We start from the raw sequence: 15763 nt of genomic DNA on the forward strand, positions 1-15763 counted from the left end.
CTCTGCGCTTCGTCGCGGCGTTGCGCCGTGGCAGAAGCTGGAGCGAGCGGTTGAGCCCTGTACCCATCATTGCGATTGTCGATGACGATCCCGGCGTCCGGGGGAGCGTGGACAGCTTCCTGCGCTCGGCCGGCATGACCAGCATGGGGTTCAGCGGCGCGCGGGAATTGCTGCTGTCCGGGCAGCAGGCCAGGCTGGCCTGCATCGTCACCGACATGCACATGCCTGGCATGACCGGGCTGGAACTGCAGCAGGAAATGGCGCGGCGCGGGTGGAAGCACCCGGTCATCGTCATGACCGCCTACCCGACCGACGAGGCACGGCGCCTGGCGCTGCACTACGGCGCGGCGGCCTTCCTGATCAAGCCGATCGACCCCGAGAGCTTCCTCGAAGCCATCGAACGCGCTGTGGCCTGAATACGGAAGGGGGGAGGCTCGCTGACGGCGAGCCTCCCCCCTTCCGTATCCAAGTATCACGGCGGCGGCGCCTTGGCGCCGCCGCCGTTGCTGTCAGCGCTGCTGGCTGGAGCGGCCGGTCTCGTAGAGGAACCAGCTACGGCGCTCGCCCTCGTCGATCCAGACCTCGATCAGGCTGGCCGTCGCGACGTCCTTGTACTCGTCGCACAGCTCATGCACGCGGCGCAGCTCGGCCACCAATTGCTTGTTGTCGCCCTGCAGCTCGGCCAGCATGTCCTGCGGCTCGACATACTCGGCATTGTTGTCGAGGATGCGCTGCTGCCCGGCGATGTGGGAGATGGAGCGGATGGTGCTGCCGCCGATCTTGCGGGCCCGCTCCGCGATCGCGTCCGTCATGGCGAAGATCTGGTCGGACTGCTCGTCCAGCATCAGGTGGTAGTCGCGGAAATGCGGCCCGCTCATGTGCCAGTGGAAGTTCTTGGTCTTCAGGTACAGCGCGAAGACATCCGCCAGCAGCGCGCTCAGCCCCGCGGCGATGTCGCGCGTCGCGTCGGCGCCGAGGTCGGTCGGGGTGGCCAGGTAACGGTCCGCCACCCGCTTCATGTTCTGGTCCGCCATCTTCCATCTCCTTGATGTCCGGGCGGCCAGGGTGCCGTCCGCTGCCAACCGGTATACGCCTGGCAGCGGCGGCTCCAACCCACACCAAGGTTTAGGCCCGGCGCGGGTTACTCACGGACGACGTAGGTGTGGAAGCGGATACGGCCGTCCTTCCCGGTCTCGCGGTACAGGCCCTGCACCTCGCTCTCGAAGCCAGGGAAGCGGTTGCAGGCGGCCTCGAAGGCCTTCAGGTAGTCCACCATCGGCCGCGCCCGCTCACCCAGCCGCTCGCCGGGGATGACGGTGGCGATGCCGGGCGGATAGACCAGCCACAGCGTGGCGGCGATGCGCCCAGCCGTTTCCTCCAGCGGCACGTAGTCCACCTTGTTGCGGACCAGGGCGCGCACCGCCTCGTTCGGCGGCATCGCCATTTCGGGGAAATGCGCCTGCTGGAACTGGGCGGATTGCAGGCGGCTGATGCCGGCCTCGCGGTAGAAAGAATGCATCTCGGCACACAGGTCGCGCAGCCGGGCGCGGCCATAGCGCTCGGGCTGGCGGGCGACGAAGCTGGGCAGCACCTCGTCCAGTGGCGCGTTATTGTCGTGCAGTTTCTTGAAGGTGATCAGGTGCGCCAGCAGCGTTCCCGCCTTGCTGCTCTCCACGCCCGGCGTCAGCAGGAACAGCAGGCTGTTGAGGTCATTCTTCTCCGGCACGATGCGGTTCTGCCGCAGATAGGCGGCGACCACCGGGGCCGGCACGCCATGCGCGGCGTAGTCGCCATCGGCGAAGCCCGGGGTCAGCAGCGTCAGCTTGTTCGGGTCGGTGATGGCCCAGTCCGCTGGATTGGTGCCGAAGCCGTGCCACTCGGCATCCGGCGTCAGTGCCCAATGCGCCGGGTCGCTTGCCAGTGCATCGGTCTGCGCGTCCTCCCACGCCATCTCGACGCCGCCGAGCTGCACGGTCTTCGGCACGAAAGGTTCGAAGAACCAGCGCTTCGCCGGGTCGGGGTCGTTGGCGAATTCGCGCTGCGTCAGCCGCAGCTTCTTGCGCAGCTCGATGCCGAGGCGGACGGTGTCGTCCCACAGCACCTCGCCCGAGCGGCCCTTCATCATCTGCGCGCCGACATCGAGCGAGGCGAACAGCGGATAGAACGGGCTGGTCGAGGCGTGCAGCAGGAACATCTCGTTGAAGCGGCGGTGGCCGACGCGCCGCTCCTGCTCGCCCAGGTGGCTGTCCTTCACATGGATTTGCGAGGCCTGGGAGAAGCTGGCGAGCTGCTTGTGCGTGCTCTGCGTGACGATGATGCCGGGGCTGTCCGGCCCCAGCTGCTCCAGCCCCATGCCGAAGCGGCCGCGGAACAGCGGATGGAACTTCATGAAGCCGGCCCAGGCCTCGTCGAACAGGATGTAGTCGCAGAGATGGCCGATGCGGGCGATGATCTGCTCCGCCGAGTGGATGGTGCCGTCATAGGTGCATTGCTCGACCACCGCGGCGCGGAAGGGGCGGGGGCGCTGCCAGGCCTCCTTGTCCTTCACCAGCGGGTTGTCGCGGATGGCGGCGCGCAGCCGCGCCTCGTCCAGCGCACCGGCCTGCATAGGGCCGATCAGACCATGCGGGTTGCGCGCCGTCTCGATGAAGACCGGGATGGCCTCGCCCAGGAACAGCGCGCCGTGATGCGCGGCCTTGTGGTTGTTGCGGTCGAACAGCACCAGATCGCCTTCGGCCAGCAGAGCCTGCAACGCGATCTTGTTGGAGGTGGAGGTGCCGTTGAGGACGAAATAGGTGCGCTCTGCGCCGAAGATCTCGGCGGCTTCCTGCTGCGCACGCAGCGCGGGGCCTTCATGCGTCAGCAGGTCCCCCATCTCCAGCACCGAGTTGTCCAGGTCGTCGCGGAACACCGCCTGGCCCAGATGCTCGACGAAGATGCGCCCCACCGGGCTGCGGCTGTAGAACATGCCGCCGTTGTGCCCAGGACAGGTCCAGAGCTGGTTGCCCTGCTCGGCATAGTCCACCAGGGCGCCGAAGAAGGGGGTCTTCAGCGTCTCGGCATATTGCCGCAGTTTGGAGACGAGGTTGCGGGCGATGAAGTCCGGCGTCTCCTCCGCCAGGAAGACGAAGCCGTCCACGTCGTCCAGCACCTCGACGGGGATGTCCTCCAGGCGCTGGCGGCGCACCAGCAGGATGACCGGAACGTCCAGCCCACGCTTGCGCACCAGGGCGATCAGCGCGGCGGCACGGCCTTGCAGCCCCTTCTTGCCCCAGTCGACGACGATGCAGCCGATGGCGGCATCCGTCCGCACCACCAGCTCCGCATCGTCATCCCGCCGGGCGCGGGTGACGGCGTAGCCCATGCCCTCGATCTCGGCGAGGATCTGGCTGAGACGGGCACCTTCCAGATCGGCTTCGTCGAAGCCGGGGGCGCAGATGAGGAACTTGAAGCGGCGGCCGTATTCCATGTCGCGCGTCCTGCGCCATCCGCGTGCCTGCGTCTAGCGCCTTAAAATGACAAGATGTCGCCGGCGGCGCCGCTACTCGTTCAGTCCCTTGCCCGGGTACGGGTGCTCCCGCATCCAGTGCTGGGCGATGTCGATGCGGCGCGTCACCCACACATCCGCGTGCTTCTGGATATGGTCCAGCAGCCTTGCCAGACCGGCGGCGCGGGCGGGGTGGCCGATCAGCCGCATATGCAGGCCGACCGACATCATCTTCGGCGTGCGCGCGCCCTCCGCATACAGCGTATCGAACGCATCGCGGATGAAGGAGAACCACTGGTCGGAGGTCCCGACCGCGCCGTTATACTTCCCGTCGTTGTTGGTCAGGCTGTAGGGGATGACGAGATGCGGCTTGTCCTGCACCGTCAGCCACCAGGGCAGTTCGTCGGCATAGGAATCGCTGTCGTACAGGAAGCCGCCTTCCTCGGCCACGAGGCGGCGGGTGTTCACGCTGGGCCCATAGCGGCAGTACCAACCCAACGGCCGGCTGCCGATGGTGCGCTGGAGCGATTCCACCGCCCGGCGGATATGCTCGCGCTCCTCCGCCTCCGACAGCTCGAAATGCTTGATCCAGCGCCAGCCATGGCAACACACGTCGAAGCCGCTCTGCCGGATGGCGGCGGCGGCCTCGGGGTTCCGCTCCAGTGCCAGGGCGCAGCCGAAGATGGTCAATGGCAGGCCGCGTTCCTGGAACATGCGCAGCAGCCGCCAGAAGCCGACGCGGCTGCCATATTCGAACATGCCCTCCGCCGCCAGGTCGCGCCCCTTGCCGATCTGGCTCATCGGGTGGCCCTCGGTCAGTCCCGATTCGGAATAGCCCTCGCCATCCTGCACGGAGGGCTCGGAACCCTCCTCGTAGTTCATGACGAAATTCACCGCGAGGCGGGCGCCGCCGGGCCAGCGCGGATCGGGTGGGTTGGCGCCGTAGCCGATGAAGTCCCGCTTCACCTCGTAGGTCATGCAGCACGTCTCCGCTGGGGGTGGGCGCATTCTTCGGCCGATCATGCACGCGCAGCCGCCGGGGTCAAAGCGAGCCGCCGGCTTTACCGCCCGCGCCGCCGCCGGCACTCTACCGGGCAGTAGTGGGAGGAAGGTCCGATGCACCTGCCAGGCCAGGGACGAAACCGCGCGGGCGAGATATCGCAGCGTGGCTGAGGCCATGCATGTCCTGGCAATCGATCAGGGCACCACCTCCACCCGCGCCATCGTCTTCGATGCCAGCCGCCGGCCGGTGGCCACGTCGCGCCGAGAATTCGCACAGCACTACCCCGCGCATGGGTGGGTGGAACACGATGCGGAGGATATCTGGCGCGACGTCCTCTCCACCGCGCGCGACGCCCTGGCGCAGGCGGCCGTGCCGGTGCGCGGCATCGGCATCGCCAACCAGCGCGAAACCGTGGTGGTGTGGGACAAGGCGACCGGCGCGCCGGTCCACCGCGCCATCGTCTGGCAGGATCGCCGCACCGCCGATGCCTGCGCGACATTCCGTACGGATGGCGCGGAAGAACTGGTGCGCGCCCGCACCGGCCTGTTGCTGGACCCGTATTTCTCCGCGACCAAGCTGGCCTGGATTCTGGACAACGTAGCTGGCGCCCGGCGACGCGCCGAGCGCGGCGAGATCCTGTTCGGCACCATCGACTGCTTCCTGCTCTGGCGCCTGACCGGCGGGCGGGTGCACGCCACGGACGCCACCAACGCCGCCCGCACGCTGTTGTTCGACATCCACCGCGGCTGCTGGGACGAGGATCTGCTGCGGCTATTTCGCATTCCCGCCGCCATGCTGCCGGAGGTGCGGGACAATGCCGGAAGCTTCGGCGAAACCGCGCCCGGATTGTTCGGGACGGCGCTGCCGATCACCGGCATGGCGGGGGACCAGCAGGCAGCGCTGGTGGGGCAGGGGTGCTTCCGCCCCGGCATGGTGAAATCCACCTACGGCACCGGCTGCTTCGCACTGATGAATACCGGCACGCAGGCATTGCCATCGCAGCACCGCCTGCTGACGACCATCGCGTACCGGCTCGAAGGGCGTACGGCCTATGCGCTGGAAGGCGCCATCTTCACCGCCGGTGCCGCCATCAAGTGGCTGCGGGACGGGCTGGGCCTGATCACCCACGCATCCCAGACCGACGACATGGCGACGCGGGTGCCGGACCACCACGGCGTCTACATGGTGCCCGGCTTCGTCGGCCTCGGCGCGCCGCATTGGGACCCGGAGGCACGCGGCCTGATCTGCGGCCTGACGCTGGACGCGACGGCGGCGCATATCGCCCGCGCCGCGTTGGAATCCGTTGCCTACCAGACGCACGACCTGGTGCAGGCGATGGCCGCCGATGGCGGCGGCGCGCCGCTGGCCATCCGCGTCGATGGCGGCATGGCGGCGAATGACTGGTTCTGCCAGTTCCTGGCTGACATGCTGGAGACGGTGGTGGAGCGCCCCGCCTTCCTGGAGACGACGGCGCTGGGCGCGGCGGTGCTGGCCGGGCTGGGCAGCGGCCTGTACCGGGACGCCGAGGCGGCGAAAGCCGGCGACGACCTGCGGCGCTTCACGCCGCGAACGGATGATGCACGCCGCCGCCGCCTGCTGGAGGGCTGGCGGGATGCGCTGCGGCGGACGCTGACGAAAGCCTGAGGCGGGGGCGCGTCCTTTCAGCCCTGCATCATCGGCTGGGCGCCGGCGACGGTGCCGTTGATGGCCTCGTCCAGCTCCTCGGCGTCGTAGGGCTTGCGCAGCAGCGGCAGCTTCGCCATCGCCATGCGCTCGGGCGAGGCCTCGTAGCCGCTGGTCAGCAGCACCGGCAGCTGCGGCCATTGCCGCTTGGCGGTCAGCGCCAGGCTCAGCCCGTCGCCGCCATCGGCCAGCATGATGTCGGTGAACATCAGGTCGATCTTGCCACGGTGCAGCGTCTCCATCGCCTCGCCGGTATTGCGCGCCTGCTCCACCTGATGGCCCAGCTTGCGCAGCACCTGCACCGCCATGTCGCAGACCTCCGGGTCATCCTCCACCACCAGCCCGCGCAGCGAGCGTTCGGCACCGGGGAAGGCGCCGGTCCGGGGGCGCGAGGTGCCGCTGCTGGCGGAGCCCGCGGCGGGCAGTAGCAGCCGGATGGTGGTCCCCCGGCCGAGCGTGCTTTCCACCCGCGCGGCGCCACCCGATTGCTTGGCGAAACCATAGACCTGCGGCAGGCCGAGCCCGGTGCCTTGCCCGGCCGGCTTTGTGGTGAAGAACGGCTCGAAGATACGGCCCTGCGTCTGCTCGGACATCCCTTCGCCGGTATCGGTGACGCTGATCTCCACGAAGGGACCGGTCAGCCCATCCGCATCCTGCCCCGGCGCCAGATGCACATGCCGGGCGGCGACGGTCAGCGTACCGGCCTCCGGCATGGCATCGCGCGCGTTCAGGCACAGGTTCAGCAACGCCAGCTCCAGTTCCCCCCGGTCCACCATCGCGGCGGTGCCGGGGGTGGCCTGCGCCACCACGTCGATATCCGGGCGCAGGGAGGGCTTCAGCAACGCCGCCATCTCGGTCAGCCAGCTCTCCATGTCCAGCGCTTCCGGCTTCAGGGTCTGCCGCCGGGCGAAGCTGAGCAGGCGGCGGATCAGCTTGGCGCCACGCCGCGCCGCCTGCTCGATGCTGGCGGTCAGGCTGGCGCGCTCTTCCTCCGACTGGCTGCGGGAGATGACGGAGAGGCCGCTGATAATGATGGCCAGCAGGTTGTTGAAGTCATGCGCGACGCCGCCGGTCAGCTGGCCCAGCGCCTCCAGCTTCATCGCCTGGAACATCCGCACCTGCGCGGCTTCGCGTTCTGCCATCGCGGTGCGGATCTGCTCGCGCAGGGTCTCGTTATGCCCGGCAAGCGTCAGCTCCGCCAATTTTCGCTCGGTCACATCCAGCGTCAGGCCGACAAGCTGGTGCGGCTGGCCTTGCTCGTTCAGCAGCAGCCTGCCTCGGGCGGCCAGCCAGCGTTCCTGCCCACCCGCGCGCTGTACGCGGTACTCGGCGGCGAAGTCGGGCACGTCGTGCTCCAGGCAATCCAGCAAGGCACGCTCGACCGCCACGCGGTCATCCGGGTAAATACTGTCCAGCCACGCCTGGCCGGACGCCTTGCCCCTGTCGCCGGAGATGCCGTGCATGCCTGCGAAGTCCTCCGACCATGCGAAGGAATCGCGCCGTCCATCCCAATCCCACGCGACGGCCGAGGCCACGCTCTGCGCCAGCCGCAACCGCTGCTCGCTCAGCCGCAGGGCCTCGTTCGCGCATTGCAACTCGGCGGTCCGTTCGGCGACGCGGGCATCGAGCTCCTGGTTCGCCAGGGTCAGGGCACTGTTGGTGTCCTCCAGCTCCTCCGCCAGCACTTGCATCTCTTCAAGCGCGACGCGAAGTTCTTCCTCATTCGCCTCAAGCTCGGTCAGCCGGGTCGTTTCCTGCAGCAACCTGGAACTTGTCGGGCTGAGCCGTCCACGCAGCGCCTCGATGGCCTCCCGGTTCTCTCGCTGCAACTGGCTCCGCAGCCGCGCTTGTTCCTGTTGGGAAGCCGCAAGTTGCTGCACCAGCTCCTGCCGCTCCAGCGATAGCAGGTCCACCTGGCTATGCTGTTCTTCAAGAGCAACCCGAAGTTGTTCGTTCTCGTCTTCGAGCCGCCGCAACGCTTCGGCCTCTGGTGACCTTCTGGATGACAAATGTCCTGCTCCGACCAACGCGTGACACCGTGAGGAGAAGGAGGGGGAATGGGCCCTGGTGTTCCCCAGTGTCATCCATGTAACAATGGCGATGGGAAGATACGCTATTTGTCAAGTTTCACATCTCCGTGATGAGGGGGGGGGGTAGGTTTGGTTGATCGCATCATCGTGGTAGGCGCCTCGGCTGGCGGTTTGACCGCCTTGAAAGCCTTATGCGCCGGGCTTCCAGCCGATCTGCCGGCCGCCGTGCTGATCGTCCAGCACATCGTCGCCACGGCACGCAGCGTGTTGCCGGAATTGCTGACGCGAGCTGGGCCTTTACCGGCCGCACATGGCGTGGATGGCGAGCGAATCGAAGCCGGGCGCATCTATGTCGCGCCGCCGGACCGCCACATGATGCTGGATGATGGCGGGCGGATCATGCTGCGCCGTGGTCCTGTCGAGAACCGCACCCGGCCGGCCATCGATGCGCTGTTCCGCTCGGGCGCCGTTTATTACGGCTCACGCTGCTACGGCGCCGTGCTGTCGGGCCTGTTGGATGACGGCACGGCCGGGCTGGTCGCCATCAAGCGCTGCGGCGGCACCAGCATCGTGCAGGACCCTGAGGAAGCCAGCTGGCCCGACATGCCGCGCAACGCGCTGATCGGCGATAGCATCGACCACTGCGTCACCATCGCCGACATGGCCGAATTGCTGCCCCGCCTGGTGCGGGAACCCAGCGCCACCAACGTGCCGCCGCCGCCGGACCTGGTGGCGGAGTACCGCATTTCACAGCAGGAGGTCCCACCGATGAGCGAGAAGGCGACGATCCTGGGCTCGCCCAGCCCGTTCAGCTGCCCGCAATGCGGCGGCGTCCTCAACGAGCTGCACAGCGACAAGCTGCCACGGTTTCGCTGCCAGATCGGCCACGCCTATGGTGGGGAAACACTCGCCGCCGCGCAGGTGGACTTGCTGGAGGAAGCGATGGCGACCGCGCTGCGCACGCACCGGGAGCGTGTGGTGCTGTTCCGCCGCATGCAGGAAAGCGCCCAGGCCCGCGGCTACGCCCACGCCGCGACGCGGTGGGAGAAAGCCGCCGGCGAGGCGGAGCGCTCCAGCGATGTGCTGAACGCCGCGCTCAACAGCCTGCGGCTGGCACCGGAGGAAGTGAAGGACTAGGCGGCGCGCTCAGGCGCCGACCTGCTCCCGCTCCGTCGTGTCATGCACGATGGCGAGTAGCATCGGCGGCGTCTCCTCGCCGAAATATTGCAGGCAGATCTCAGCTGGATAGGCACGATCCCGGCCCTGCAGCTTCGTCTCGAACACCACTTCGGACCGCGCGCCATCCAGCAAGGGTCGCACCAGCGCGCGCAGCGCTTCGGACGGCACGCTGGGCATCAGATGCGGCAGGCTCATCTGCAGCAACTGGTGCGTGGCGTAGCCCAGCTTGTACTCGGCGCCCTTGTTCACGAGGGTGAAGCGCAGGGTCTCGGGGTCCAGGAAATACACCTCGTTGAGGGATTCACCCATGATGCGGCCCAGGCGCTGCGCGAATTCCTCGTTCCGCACGGCCTCGGTCACGTCTTCCAGGATCACCACGGCGCCCTGGGGCTGGCGGTCCTCGTACAGCAGCGGAAAGATACGGGCGTTGCAGCAGATGGCGCGGCCACGGCGGTCCAGCCCATCGATACGCAGTTCAGCCTGCGCTTCCTCCCCGCCGATCACGGCCTGGATGCGGCTGCGCAGGGGTAACATCGGCAGGCCGATATCCAGCGACAGCAGGTTCTCGCCGACCACCTCCTCGCTGCGCAGGCCCCAGGCATTCTCGTTCCAGCGGTTCCAGGAGCGCAGCAGCATGGACTGACCCACCACCATGATGCCGACATCCATGCTGCGCAGGATGGATTCCGCATAGCGGCGGTACTCGGAGGATTCGATGGAATGGCGGCGCAGTTCCTCGTTCGCGCCCTCCATCTCCTCATTGGCGGAGCGGAGTTCCTCGTTCATCGTCTCCAGTTCTTCGTTCGTGGATTGGAGTTCCTCGTTGGTGGTCTCCAGTTCCTCGTTCGTCGACTGCAGCTCCTCGTTGGTGGTCTCCAACTCCTCGTTGGCCGATTGCAGTTCCTCGATGGTGGTCTCAAGGCTCTCCTGCGCCGCTTCCAGCTCCTGCTGCAGCTGATACGTCTTGGTGGTGTCGGAGAAGGCGATCAGGGTCGCGAACTGTTCCTTGTCCTGGTGGAACAGCGGCGTCACCTCGATGGTCACGCGGATCGGGTCGGCGGGCGGGCGGTGGTATTCCTGGTGCTCGATGCGCAGGCTGCGGCTGAGGCGCTGCGCCTCATCGATCCGGCTGCGCAACTCGGCCGGGCGGTAGGAGACGGAGAGGTCCTGGAAGACCCGGCCGATATCGGCTTCCACCACGTCCAGCATCCGCCGCGCGGCCACGTTGGCGTAGATCAAGCGGCCATCCATGCCAACGGCCAGGTAGGCGATCTGTGCCGTGTCGGTAATGGCTTCCACCAGCTTCACCTGCTGCGGCTGGCGGGGCTGGCGGCTATCGGCCAGGGAAAGGCTGCCGCCGCTGCTGCGGCGCCATTCCTGCGGCAGCTTGCGGAACAGCCGGTGCTTCAGGTCCACCGGCTCGAACAGGCGGGAACGGGCCAGCTGCGTCTCGGCCTTGCCAAGGAACATGTAGCCGCCATCGACCAGCGCGTAATGCAGGCGCGGCAGCACGCTGTCCTGCGTCTCCGCCTCCAGGTAGATGAGCAGATTGCGGCAGACCAGCAGGTCGATGCGGGAGATCGGCGCGTCATGCACCACGTTGTGGCGGCCGAAGATGACGCATTTCCGCAGCTCGCGCTGGAAGACGAAGTGGTTGCCGGACCGCTCGAAATACCGCTCCAGCATCTCCGGCGGCAGGTTCTCGACATCGCGCGGGGTGTAGGTGGCGTGGCGCGCGGCGCGTAGCGCTTCCTCATCCAGGTCGGTCGCATAGACCTTCACCGTGTCGCAGAACGCCTCGACGCCCAGCACCTCGGCGAAGGCCATGGCGACGCTGAACGGTTCCTCGCCGCTGGCGCAGCCGATGCTCCAGATGCGGATGGGCTGGTTGTTCTGCCGGCTGCGCTCCACGATCGCGGGCACGACCTCGTTCCGCAGCGCCGTCCAGGCCTCCTCGTCCCGGAAGAACGAGGTCACGTTGATCAGGACGGTGTTGAGCAGTTCGTTGAACTCGCGCGGGTCGGCTTCCAGCAGGCCATGATAGGTGGCGAAGCTGTCGCTACCGACTTCCTCCATCCGGCGCGTGACGCGGCGGCGCAGGCTGCTTTTCTTGTAGCCGCGGAAGTCGACCCCCCGGCTCTCCTGGATATAGCGAATCAGATTGGCGAAATCTGGTTCGACGATGTCGTTGCTGGAGCTCACCTTGCCCTCCGTACCCGCGCCTTATGCTCCTAGCGCATTCACGGCGGTATCGGATAGCCGGAAGGCCACGGTTTCCGGGACAGCCCATCCAGGCACGGACATGGCCAGCGCGGCTGAAGCTGAAGTACTCAGTTGCCTTGGCGCAGGCCAAGCGAAGGCGAAGCCGATCCCGCGGCCACGAATCGGCCACCAAGCGTGCCACCAGGCACATTTTGTCTTCGCAAAAATGGCTGCGTTCAAGCGAATCATAGCTTCTACTTCGCCGTACTGGACTCGATACTTTCATTTTCCGCTTAAACCAGATGCGTCCGCGTCAGTTACACCGAAGTCGCGGCAGAGGATCGCGGCCCTTCAACAGGAGATCGATATGACGCAGGACAATCGTGGCTTCGCCGGCATGGACGAGAAGAAGCAGCGCGAGATCGCATCCCAGGGCGGCCAGAGCGTGCCGGCTGAGAAGCGCAGCTTCTCCCAGGACCCGCAGCTTGCCGCAGAGGCCGGCCGTAAGGGCGGGGAAAGCGTGCCGGCCGAGAAGCGCAGCTTCTCCCAGGACCCGGAACTGGCGGCCGAGGCCGGTCGTAAAGGTGGCGAGGCCAGCCACGGCGGCGGCGGTGGATCGCAGGGCAGCCAGTCCGGCGGCAACTTCGCCCAGGACCGCGAGAAGGCCAGCGAAGCCGGCCGCAAGGGTGGCGAGAACAGCCACGGCGGCCGCAGCTAGAGGCGGCCCCTGGGGGGGCATACTCGCCCCCACGGGCTCGTCAGCCTGACATGCCGGCCCGCCGGCATGCAGCGCTGGCGGGCAGCGTAACTTTTCCATTGCAGGTCACGGCCCCCGGTCCAGTTCCCTGGCCCGGAGCACGGCCGCGCCGGCAGTCCCCACCTCCACCGCCCCACCTTCACTGAGGGAGACACCATGTATTTTCACGACAAGCGGCTTCAGTACCCGGTCCAGGTGACAACGCCGGACCCCCTGTTCGCGCGGCAATTGCAGCAGGCGATCGGCGGGATCGAGGGCGAGATCCGCGTCTGCCTTCAGTATTTCTTCCAGGCCTGGGGCGCCCGGGCGAAGGACCATAAGTTCCGTGACATGCTGCTGCACACGGCCACGGAGGAAATCGGCCATATCGAGATGCTGGCCACCGCGGTCGCGCTCAACCTGCAGAACGCCCCGCTGACGCTGCAGGAAACCGCGGCCCAGGCCAACCCGGTGGTGAATGCGGTAATGGGCGGGGAGCGGCCGCGCCACATGGTGGAAGGCATGCTGCACCAGCATCTGCTGTCCTCCGGCCTCGCGGCGATGCCGGTGAACTCCGACGGCATTCCCTTCGACTGTTCGCACATCTATGCCAGCGGCAACCTGGCGGCTGACATGTATGCGAACGTCACGGCGGAGGCGACGGGCCGCACCCTGGCCGTGCGGCTGTACAACGCGGCGCACGACCCGGGCATGAAGGACATGCTGAGCTTCCTGATCGCGCGCGATACCATGCACCAGCAGCAATGGCTGGCCGCGATCGAGGAAATGGGCGGCCCCGCCGTGCTGCCGATTCCGGATAGCTTCGACCAGTCGCTGGAGAAGCAGGAATTCAGCTATGTCTACATGGGCACCGAGGCCAGCGGCATGTCGCCGCCCGAAGGGCGCTTCAACACCGGTCCCTCCATCGACGGCAAGGGCACCTTCTCCACCATGCAGTCCATCCCGATGGGCGCGGAGCCGATGCTCGGTCCGGCGCGCGATGGTTCGGGCGCGCAGCGCAAGCAAATGGACGATCCGTCCGCGCCCTGAGCACACCCCGCTCTCCGCTGCATTCCGCCCGGCGGGCGGATGCAGCGGGCGCGGCCCTTCCTATGTCCGGTTCTTCACCGGCACCGTATGCAACGTCATTTGCGGCGTCTGCCCACTCTCCCAGGTATTGGCGCCGGCGGCAGGTTGCGGCACCGGAATTTCGGCGCGCGCCTGACGTTTCTCCTGCATGGACACGCCCAGCTTCTTGTCCCGCGCGGCGATAGCGTTCGGGTCCAGCTGGCCATCCCGGGTAAAGCCCATCATCAATTGCGGAATACCCAGCGGCAGCGTATCGCCACGGTCGACCTGCCACATATGCCAGGTCTTGCCGTAGGTCGTCGCCAGCATCTGCATGGCGGTGGTCTCGATCTTGTCGGGAATGCCGGGCATGACGAGAAGGCCGGAGGTCGTCTCGTAGTGATGGCTGTGCCACAGCTTCTTCTCATCATCCGGCAAGCCGTTGAACAGCCGTTCGGAGATGATGTACTCCACGCCGATCAGCCTGGCGTCAGGCTCGTTGGAATCGAAGATCGTGCACTGGTGCATGTCCTCGGTCAGATGCGTGCAGAAATGATACGCCTCGACCGGCCGGCCCATGTCGTCCGCATAGAAGTGGAAGCCGTTCAGGTAGAGGTTCATGGCATTCAGCGGTGCCTTGGTCTGCAGCACCGCGGCGCCTTCGCTGAGCAACTGGCTGCGGTGCGAGGGCCGTTCTCCCGCCACCTGCGGCGATGGGCCATGGCCCTGCGCGTGGGCCCTGCCGCAGAGGCACGCGACAGCCGCGGATGCCGCGCCGGCCAGCAGGCTGGTATTGAGCCGCCGCCGGCCCGCATTCTTCAGTCGGTTCATCGCCATCCTCATCATGCTGTCGTGGAGATGGCGCCTCTGCCTGCCATCCCCTTATGTCGAACAGCATCATCGGCGGCAGGTTCGGCCACTTTTTTCCCGGCGCGGAAGAACGTCATCAAGAACAGCCATGGCAGCGTCTACCAGCTCGGTGCAATCCACCCTGACGCACCGTTTGCCTCGTCGTCCTCCGCCAAGCGCTCAACGGCCTGCCTGACCAGCCTTGCGCAACCTGGGCCGCTGCCAAAGGGTTCGTGCCTGCAGGCAGCACCCACGCAAGGGCCGCGCGACCATGACCGACACACCACAGGCGAATGCGCATTCCGCTCACCACGGCGCCGGTGATCGGCCCCCTGGTCGGACGGCCGTTCCCATTCACCGTCTGCGCCGGGCGGGAAGGGCACGCAGCGTGCTGAGGCATCGCGGGCGCCGCCGGTGGCTGTGGCCTGCCGCCGCTTGCATGGTCGTACTGGCCGGCCTGGGCGCCTGGTTCCTCTCCGCGCCACGGCCGGCATTCTCTCAGGATCAGGCTGGTCTTTTCGAAGGGGGCGATGCCGCGCGGGGGCGCATCGTCTTCGCCATGGGGGATTGCGCGTCCTGCCACGCCAGCCCCGGGCAGCCGGACCGGCTTCGCCTGGGCGGTGGCATGACACTTGCCGGGCCCGTCGGCTTCTTCCGCCCGCCCAACATCTCGCCCCATCCGGTGGATGGCATCGGGCGCTGGCAGGGTGTCGATCTGGCCAATGCCCTGATGTCCGGCGTCTCGCCCGACGGCCGGCACTACTACCCGGCGCTGCCGTATGTCGCATACGCCCGAATGCAGCCGGGCGACGTTGCAGATCTCATGGCCTATCTCCGCACCCTGCCACCCGTCTCCGGCCGCCCGCCGGATCACGACGTGCCGTTCCCCTTCACCATCCGGCGCGCCATCGGCTTCTGGAAACTGCTGTTCCTCGACCGCACGCCCATTGAGGCCGATAGCAGCCGGGACGCCAGTTGGAATCGCGGGCGCTACCTGGTCGAGGCCCTGGGCCACTGCGTCGAATGCCACGGCACCCGCAACCTGGCGGGCTCGGTGAAATCCTCCACCCGCTACGCCGGTGGGCCGGACCAGGAAGGCACCGGCTTCATCCCCAATATCACCCCCACCGGCATCGGCCATTGGTCCCGTGATGACCTCGTCGAATTGCTGACCAGCGGCCGCACCCCCGATGGCCGGCGCGTCGCGTCCTCCATGGCCGACGTCGTCATCAACACCGCCTCGCTGCCGCTCTCCGACCGCCAGGCCATCGCTGACTACGTGCTCTCTCTTCCAGCCCGGCCAACGCCGCATCCCTGAACTGGGGGGGGGGGAGGCCGGGGAAGGAATTCCCCAGACCCCATCTTTTCTCTGCGTGTTGGCGGTGCGCTTTGAATAAGGACGGGCCGTTTTTGTGACTATCGGCCTGCGGGCGAACCGTCGGTCCAGCGTGTCCGGTACCGCGATTTCAGATCAGCCGACCCCGCCCCACCCACGCGCAAAAACTCGAAAAAAGAAAAGAAGGGGC

12 protein-coding genes are annotated in these 15763 nt (G+C 67.1%); 6 read left to right on the top strand and 6 right to left on the bottom strand.

The genetic code is table 11. The features are described from left to right. The first annotated feature begins 50 nt into the window (after positions 1–50). The gene (locus IBL26_RS06245; RefSeq protein ID WP_187783608.1) at positions 51–416 is read left to right on the top strand and encodes a response regulator transcription factor; all 366 of its coding nucleotides are present in this window, start codon (positions 51–53) and stop codon (positions 414–416) included. A 93-nt stretch (positions 417–509) separates the two neighbouring features. On the opposite strand, the gene IBL26_RS06250 is transcribed toward IBL26_RS06245, so the two are convergent. The 3 genes from IBL26_RS06250 to IBL26_RS06260 form a co-directional block, all read right to left on the bottom strand. Continuing rightward, positions 510–1034 (bottom strand): Dps family protein, encoded by a 525-nt coding sequence (locus IBL26_RS06250; protein ID WP_206684153.1) that lies wholly within the window; start codon positions 1032–1034, stop codon positions 510–512. 107 nt (positions 1035–1141) lie between these two features. Next, positions 1142–3469 carry an Orn/Lys/Arg family decarboxylase gene (locus tag IBL26_RS06255; RefSeq protein ID WP_187783609.1) on the bottom strand — a complete coding sequence of 776 codons (2328 nt, stop codon included), beginning with the start codon at positions 3467–3469 and terminating at the stop codon, positions 1142–1144. 72 nt (positions 3470–3541) lie between these two features. Beyond that, complete coding sequence (locus IBL26_RS06260; protein WP_187783610.1) at positions 3542–4465, bottom strand: allantoinase PuuE; 924 nt, start codon at positions 4463–4465, stop codon at positions 3542–3544. Between the two features lie 199 nt (positions 4466–4664). Between IBL26_RS06260 and glpK the strand changes: the two genes are divergently transcribed. Then, positions 4665–6134: a glycerol kinase GlpK gene (gene glpK, locus IBL26_RS06265; protein ID WP_194443522.1), complete on the top strand. Its 1470-nt coding sequence runs from the start codon at positions 4665–4667 to the stop codon at positions 6132–6134. A 17-nt stretch (positions 6135–6151) separates the two neighbouring features. On the opposite strand, the gene IBL26_RS06270 is transcribed toward glpK, so the two are convergent. Continuing rightward, positions 6152–8086 (bottom strand): PAS domain-containing hybrid sensor histidine kinase/response regulator, encoded by a 1935-nt coding sequence (locus tag IBL26_RS06270; RefSeq protein WP_187783612.1) that lies wholly within the window; start codon positions 8084–8086, stop codon positions 6152–6154. A gap of 264 nt (positions 8087–8350) precedes the next feature. Between IBL26_RS06270 and IBL26_RS06275 the strand changes: the two genes are divergently transcribed. Then, complete coding sequence (locus tag IBL26_RS06275) at positions 8351–9340, top strand: chemotaxis protein CheB (protein WP_367615384.1); 990 nt, start codon at positions 8351–8353, stop codon at positions 9338–9340. A 9-nt stretch (positions 9341–9349) separates the two neighbouring features. Here IBL26_RS06275 and IBL26_RS06280 read toward each other — a convergent pair whose 3' ends face one another. Beyond that, complete coding sequence (locus IBL26_RS06280; RefSeq protein WP_187783614.1) at positions 9350–11584, bottom strand: CheR family methyltransferase; 2235 nt, start codon at positions 11582–11584, stop codon at positions 9350–9352. A 367-nt stretch (positions 11585–11951) separates the two neighbouring features. Here IBL26_RS06280 and IBL26_RS06285 point away from each other — a divergent pair, with 367 nt between their 5' ends. Further along, entirely contained in the window at positions 11952–12302 is a 351-nt protein-coding gene (locus IBL26_RS06285; RefSeq protein WP_187783615.1) for a con-10 family general stress protein, read from the top strand. A gap of 195 nt (positions 12303–12497) precedes the next feature. Beyond that, on the top strand, positions 12498–13370 hold the full coding sequence (locus tag IBL26_RS06290) for a manganese catalase family protein (RefSeq protein WP_187783616.1): 873 nt from the start codon (positions 12498–12500) through the stop codon (positions 13368–13370). Positions 13371–13430: 60 nt separating this feature from the next. Here IBL26_RS06290 and IBL26_RS06295 read toward each other — a convergent pair whose 3' ends face one another. Continuing rightward, complete coding sequence (locus IBL26_RS06295) at positions 13431–14219, bottom strand: OBAP family protein (RefSeq protein ID WP_241749077.1); 789 nt, start codon at positions 14217–14219, stop codon at positions 13431–13433. A 457-nt stretch (positions 14220–14676) separates the two neighbouring features. On the opposite strand from IBL26_RS06295, the gene IBL26_RS06300 reads away from it, so the two are divergent. Next, positions 14677–15555, top strand: coding sequence for a c-type cytochrome (locus IBL26_RS06300; protein WP_187783618.1), 879 nt, complete (start codon positions 14677–14679; stop codon positions 15553–15555). Positions 15556–15763 lie beyond the last annotated feature (208 nt).

It is taken from the genome of Teichococcus aerophilus (genome assembly GCF_014490485.1).
GTDB lineage: Bacteria > Pseudomonadota > Alphaproteobacteria > Acetobacterales > Acetobacteraceae > Pseudoroseomonas > Pseudoroseomonas aerophila.

Coding starts and splice junctions, on each gene's coding strand:
- IBL26_RS06250 (WP_206684153.1), bottom strand. CDS start 1,034: ATGGCGGACCAGAACATGAAGCGGGTGGCGGACCGTTACCTGGCCACC.
- IBL26_RS06255 (WP_187783609.1), bottom strand. CDS start 3,469: ATGGAATACGGCCGCCGCTTCAAGTTCCTCATCTGCGCCCCCGGCTTC.
- IBL26_RS06260 (WP_187783610.1), bottom strand. CDS start 4,465: ATGACCTACGAGGTGAAGCGGGACTTCATCGGCTACGGCGCCAACCCA.
- glpK (WP_194443522.1), top strand. CDS start 4,665: ATGCATGTCCTGGCAATCGATCAGGGCACCACCTCCACCCGCGCCATC.
- IBL26_RS06285 (WP_187783615.1), top strand. CDS start 11,952: ATGACGCAGGACAATCGTGGCTTCGCCGGCATGGACGAGAAGAAGCAG.
- IBL26_RS06290 (WP_187783616.1), top strand. CDS start 12,498: ATGTATTTTCACGACAAGCGGCTTCAGTACCCGGTCCAGGTGACAACG.
- IBL26_RS06295 (WP_241749077.1), bottom strand. CDS start 14,219: ATGAACCGACTGAAGAATGCGGGCCGGCGGCGGCTCAATACCAGCCTG.
- IBL26_RS06300 (WP_187783618.1), top strand. CDS start 14,677: ATGGTCGTACTGGCCGGCCTGGGCGCCTGGTTCCTCTCCGCGCCACGG.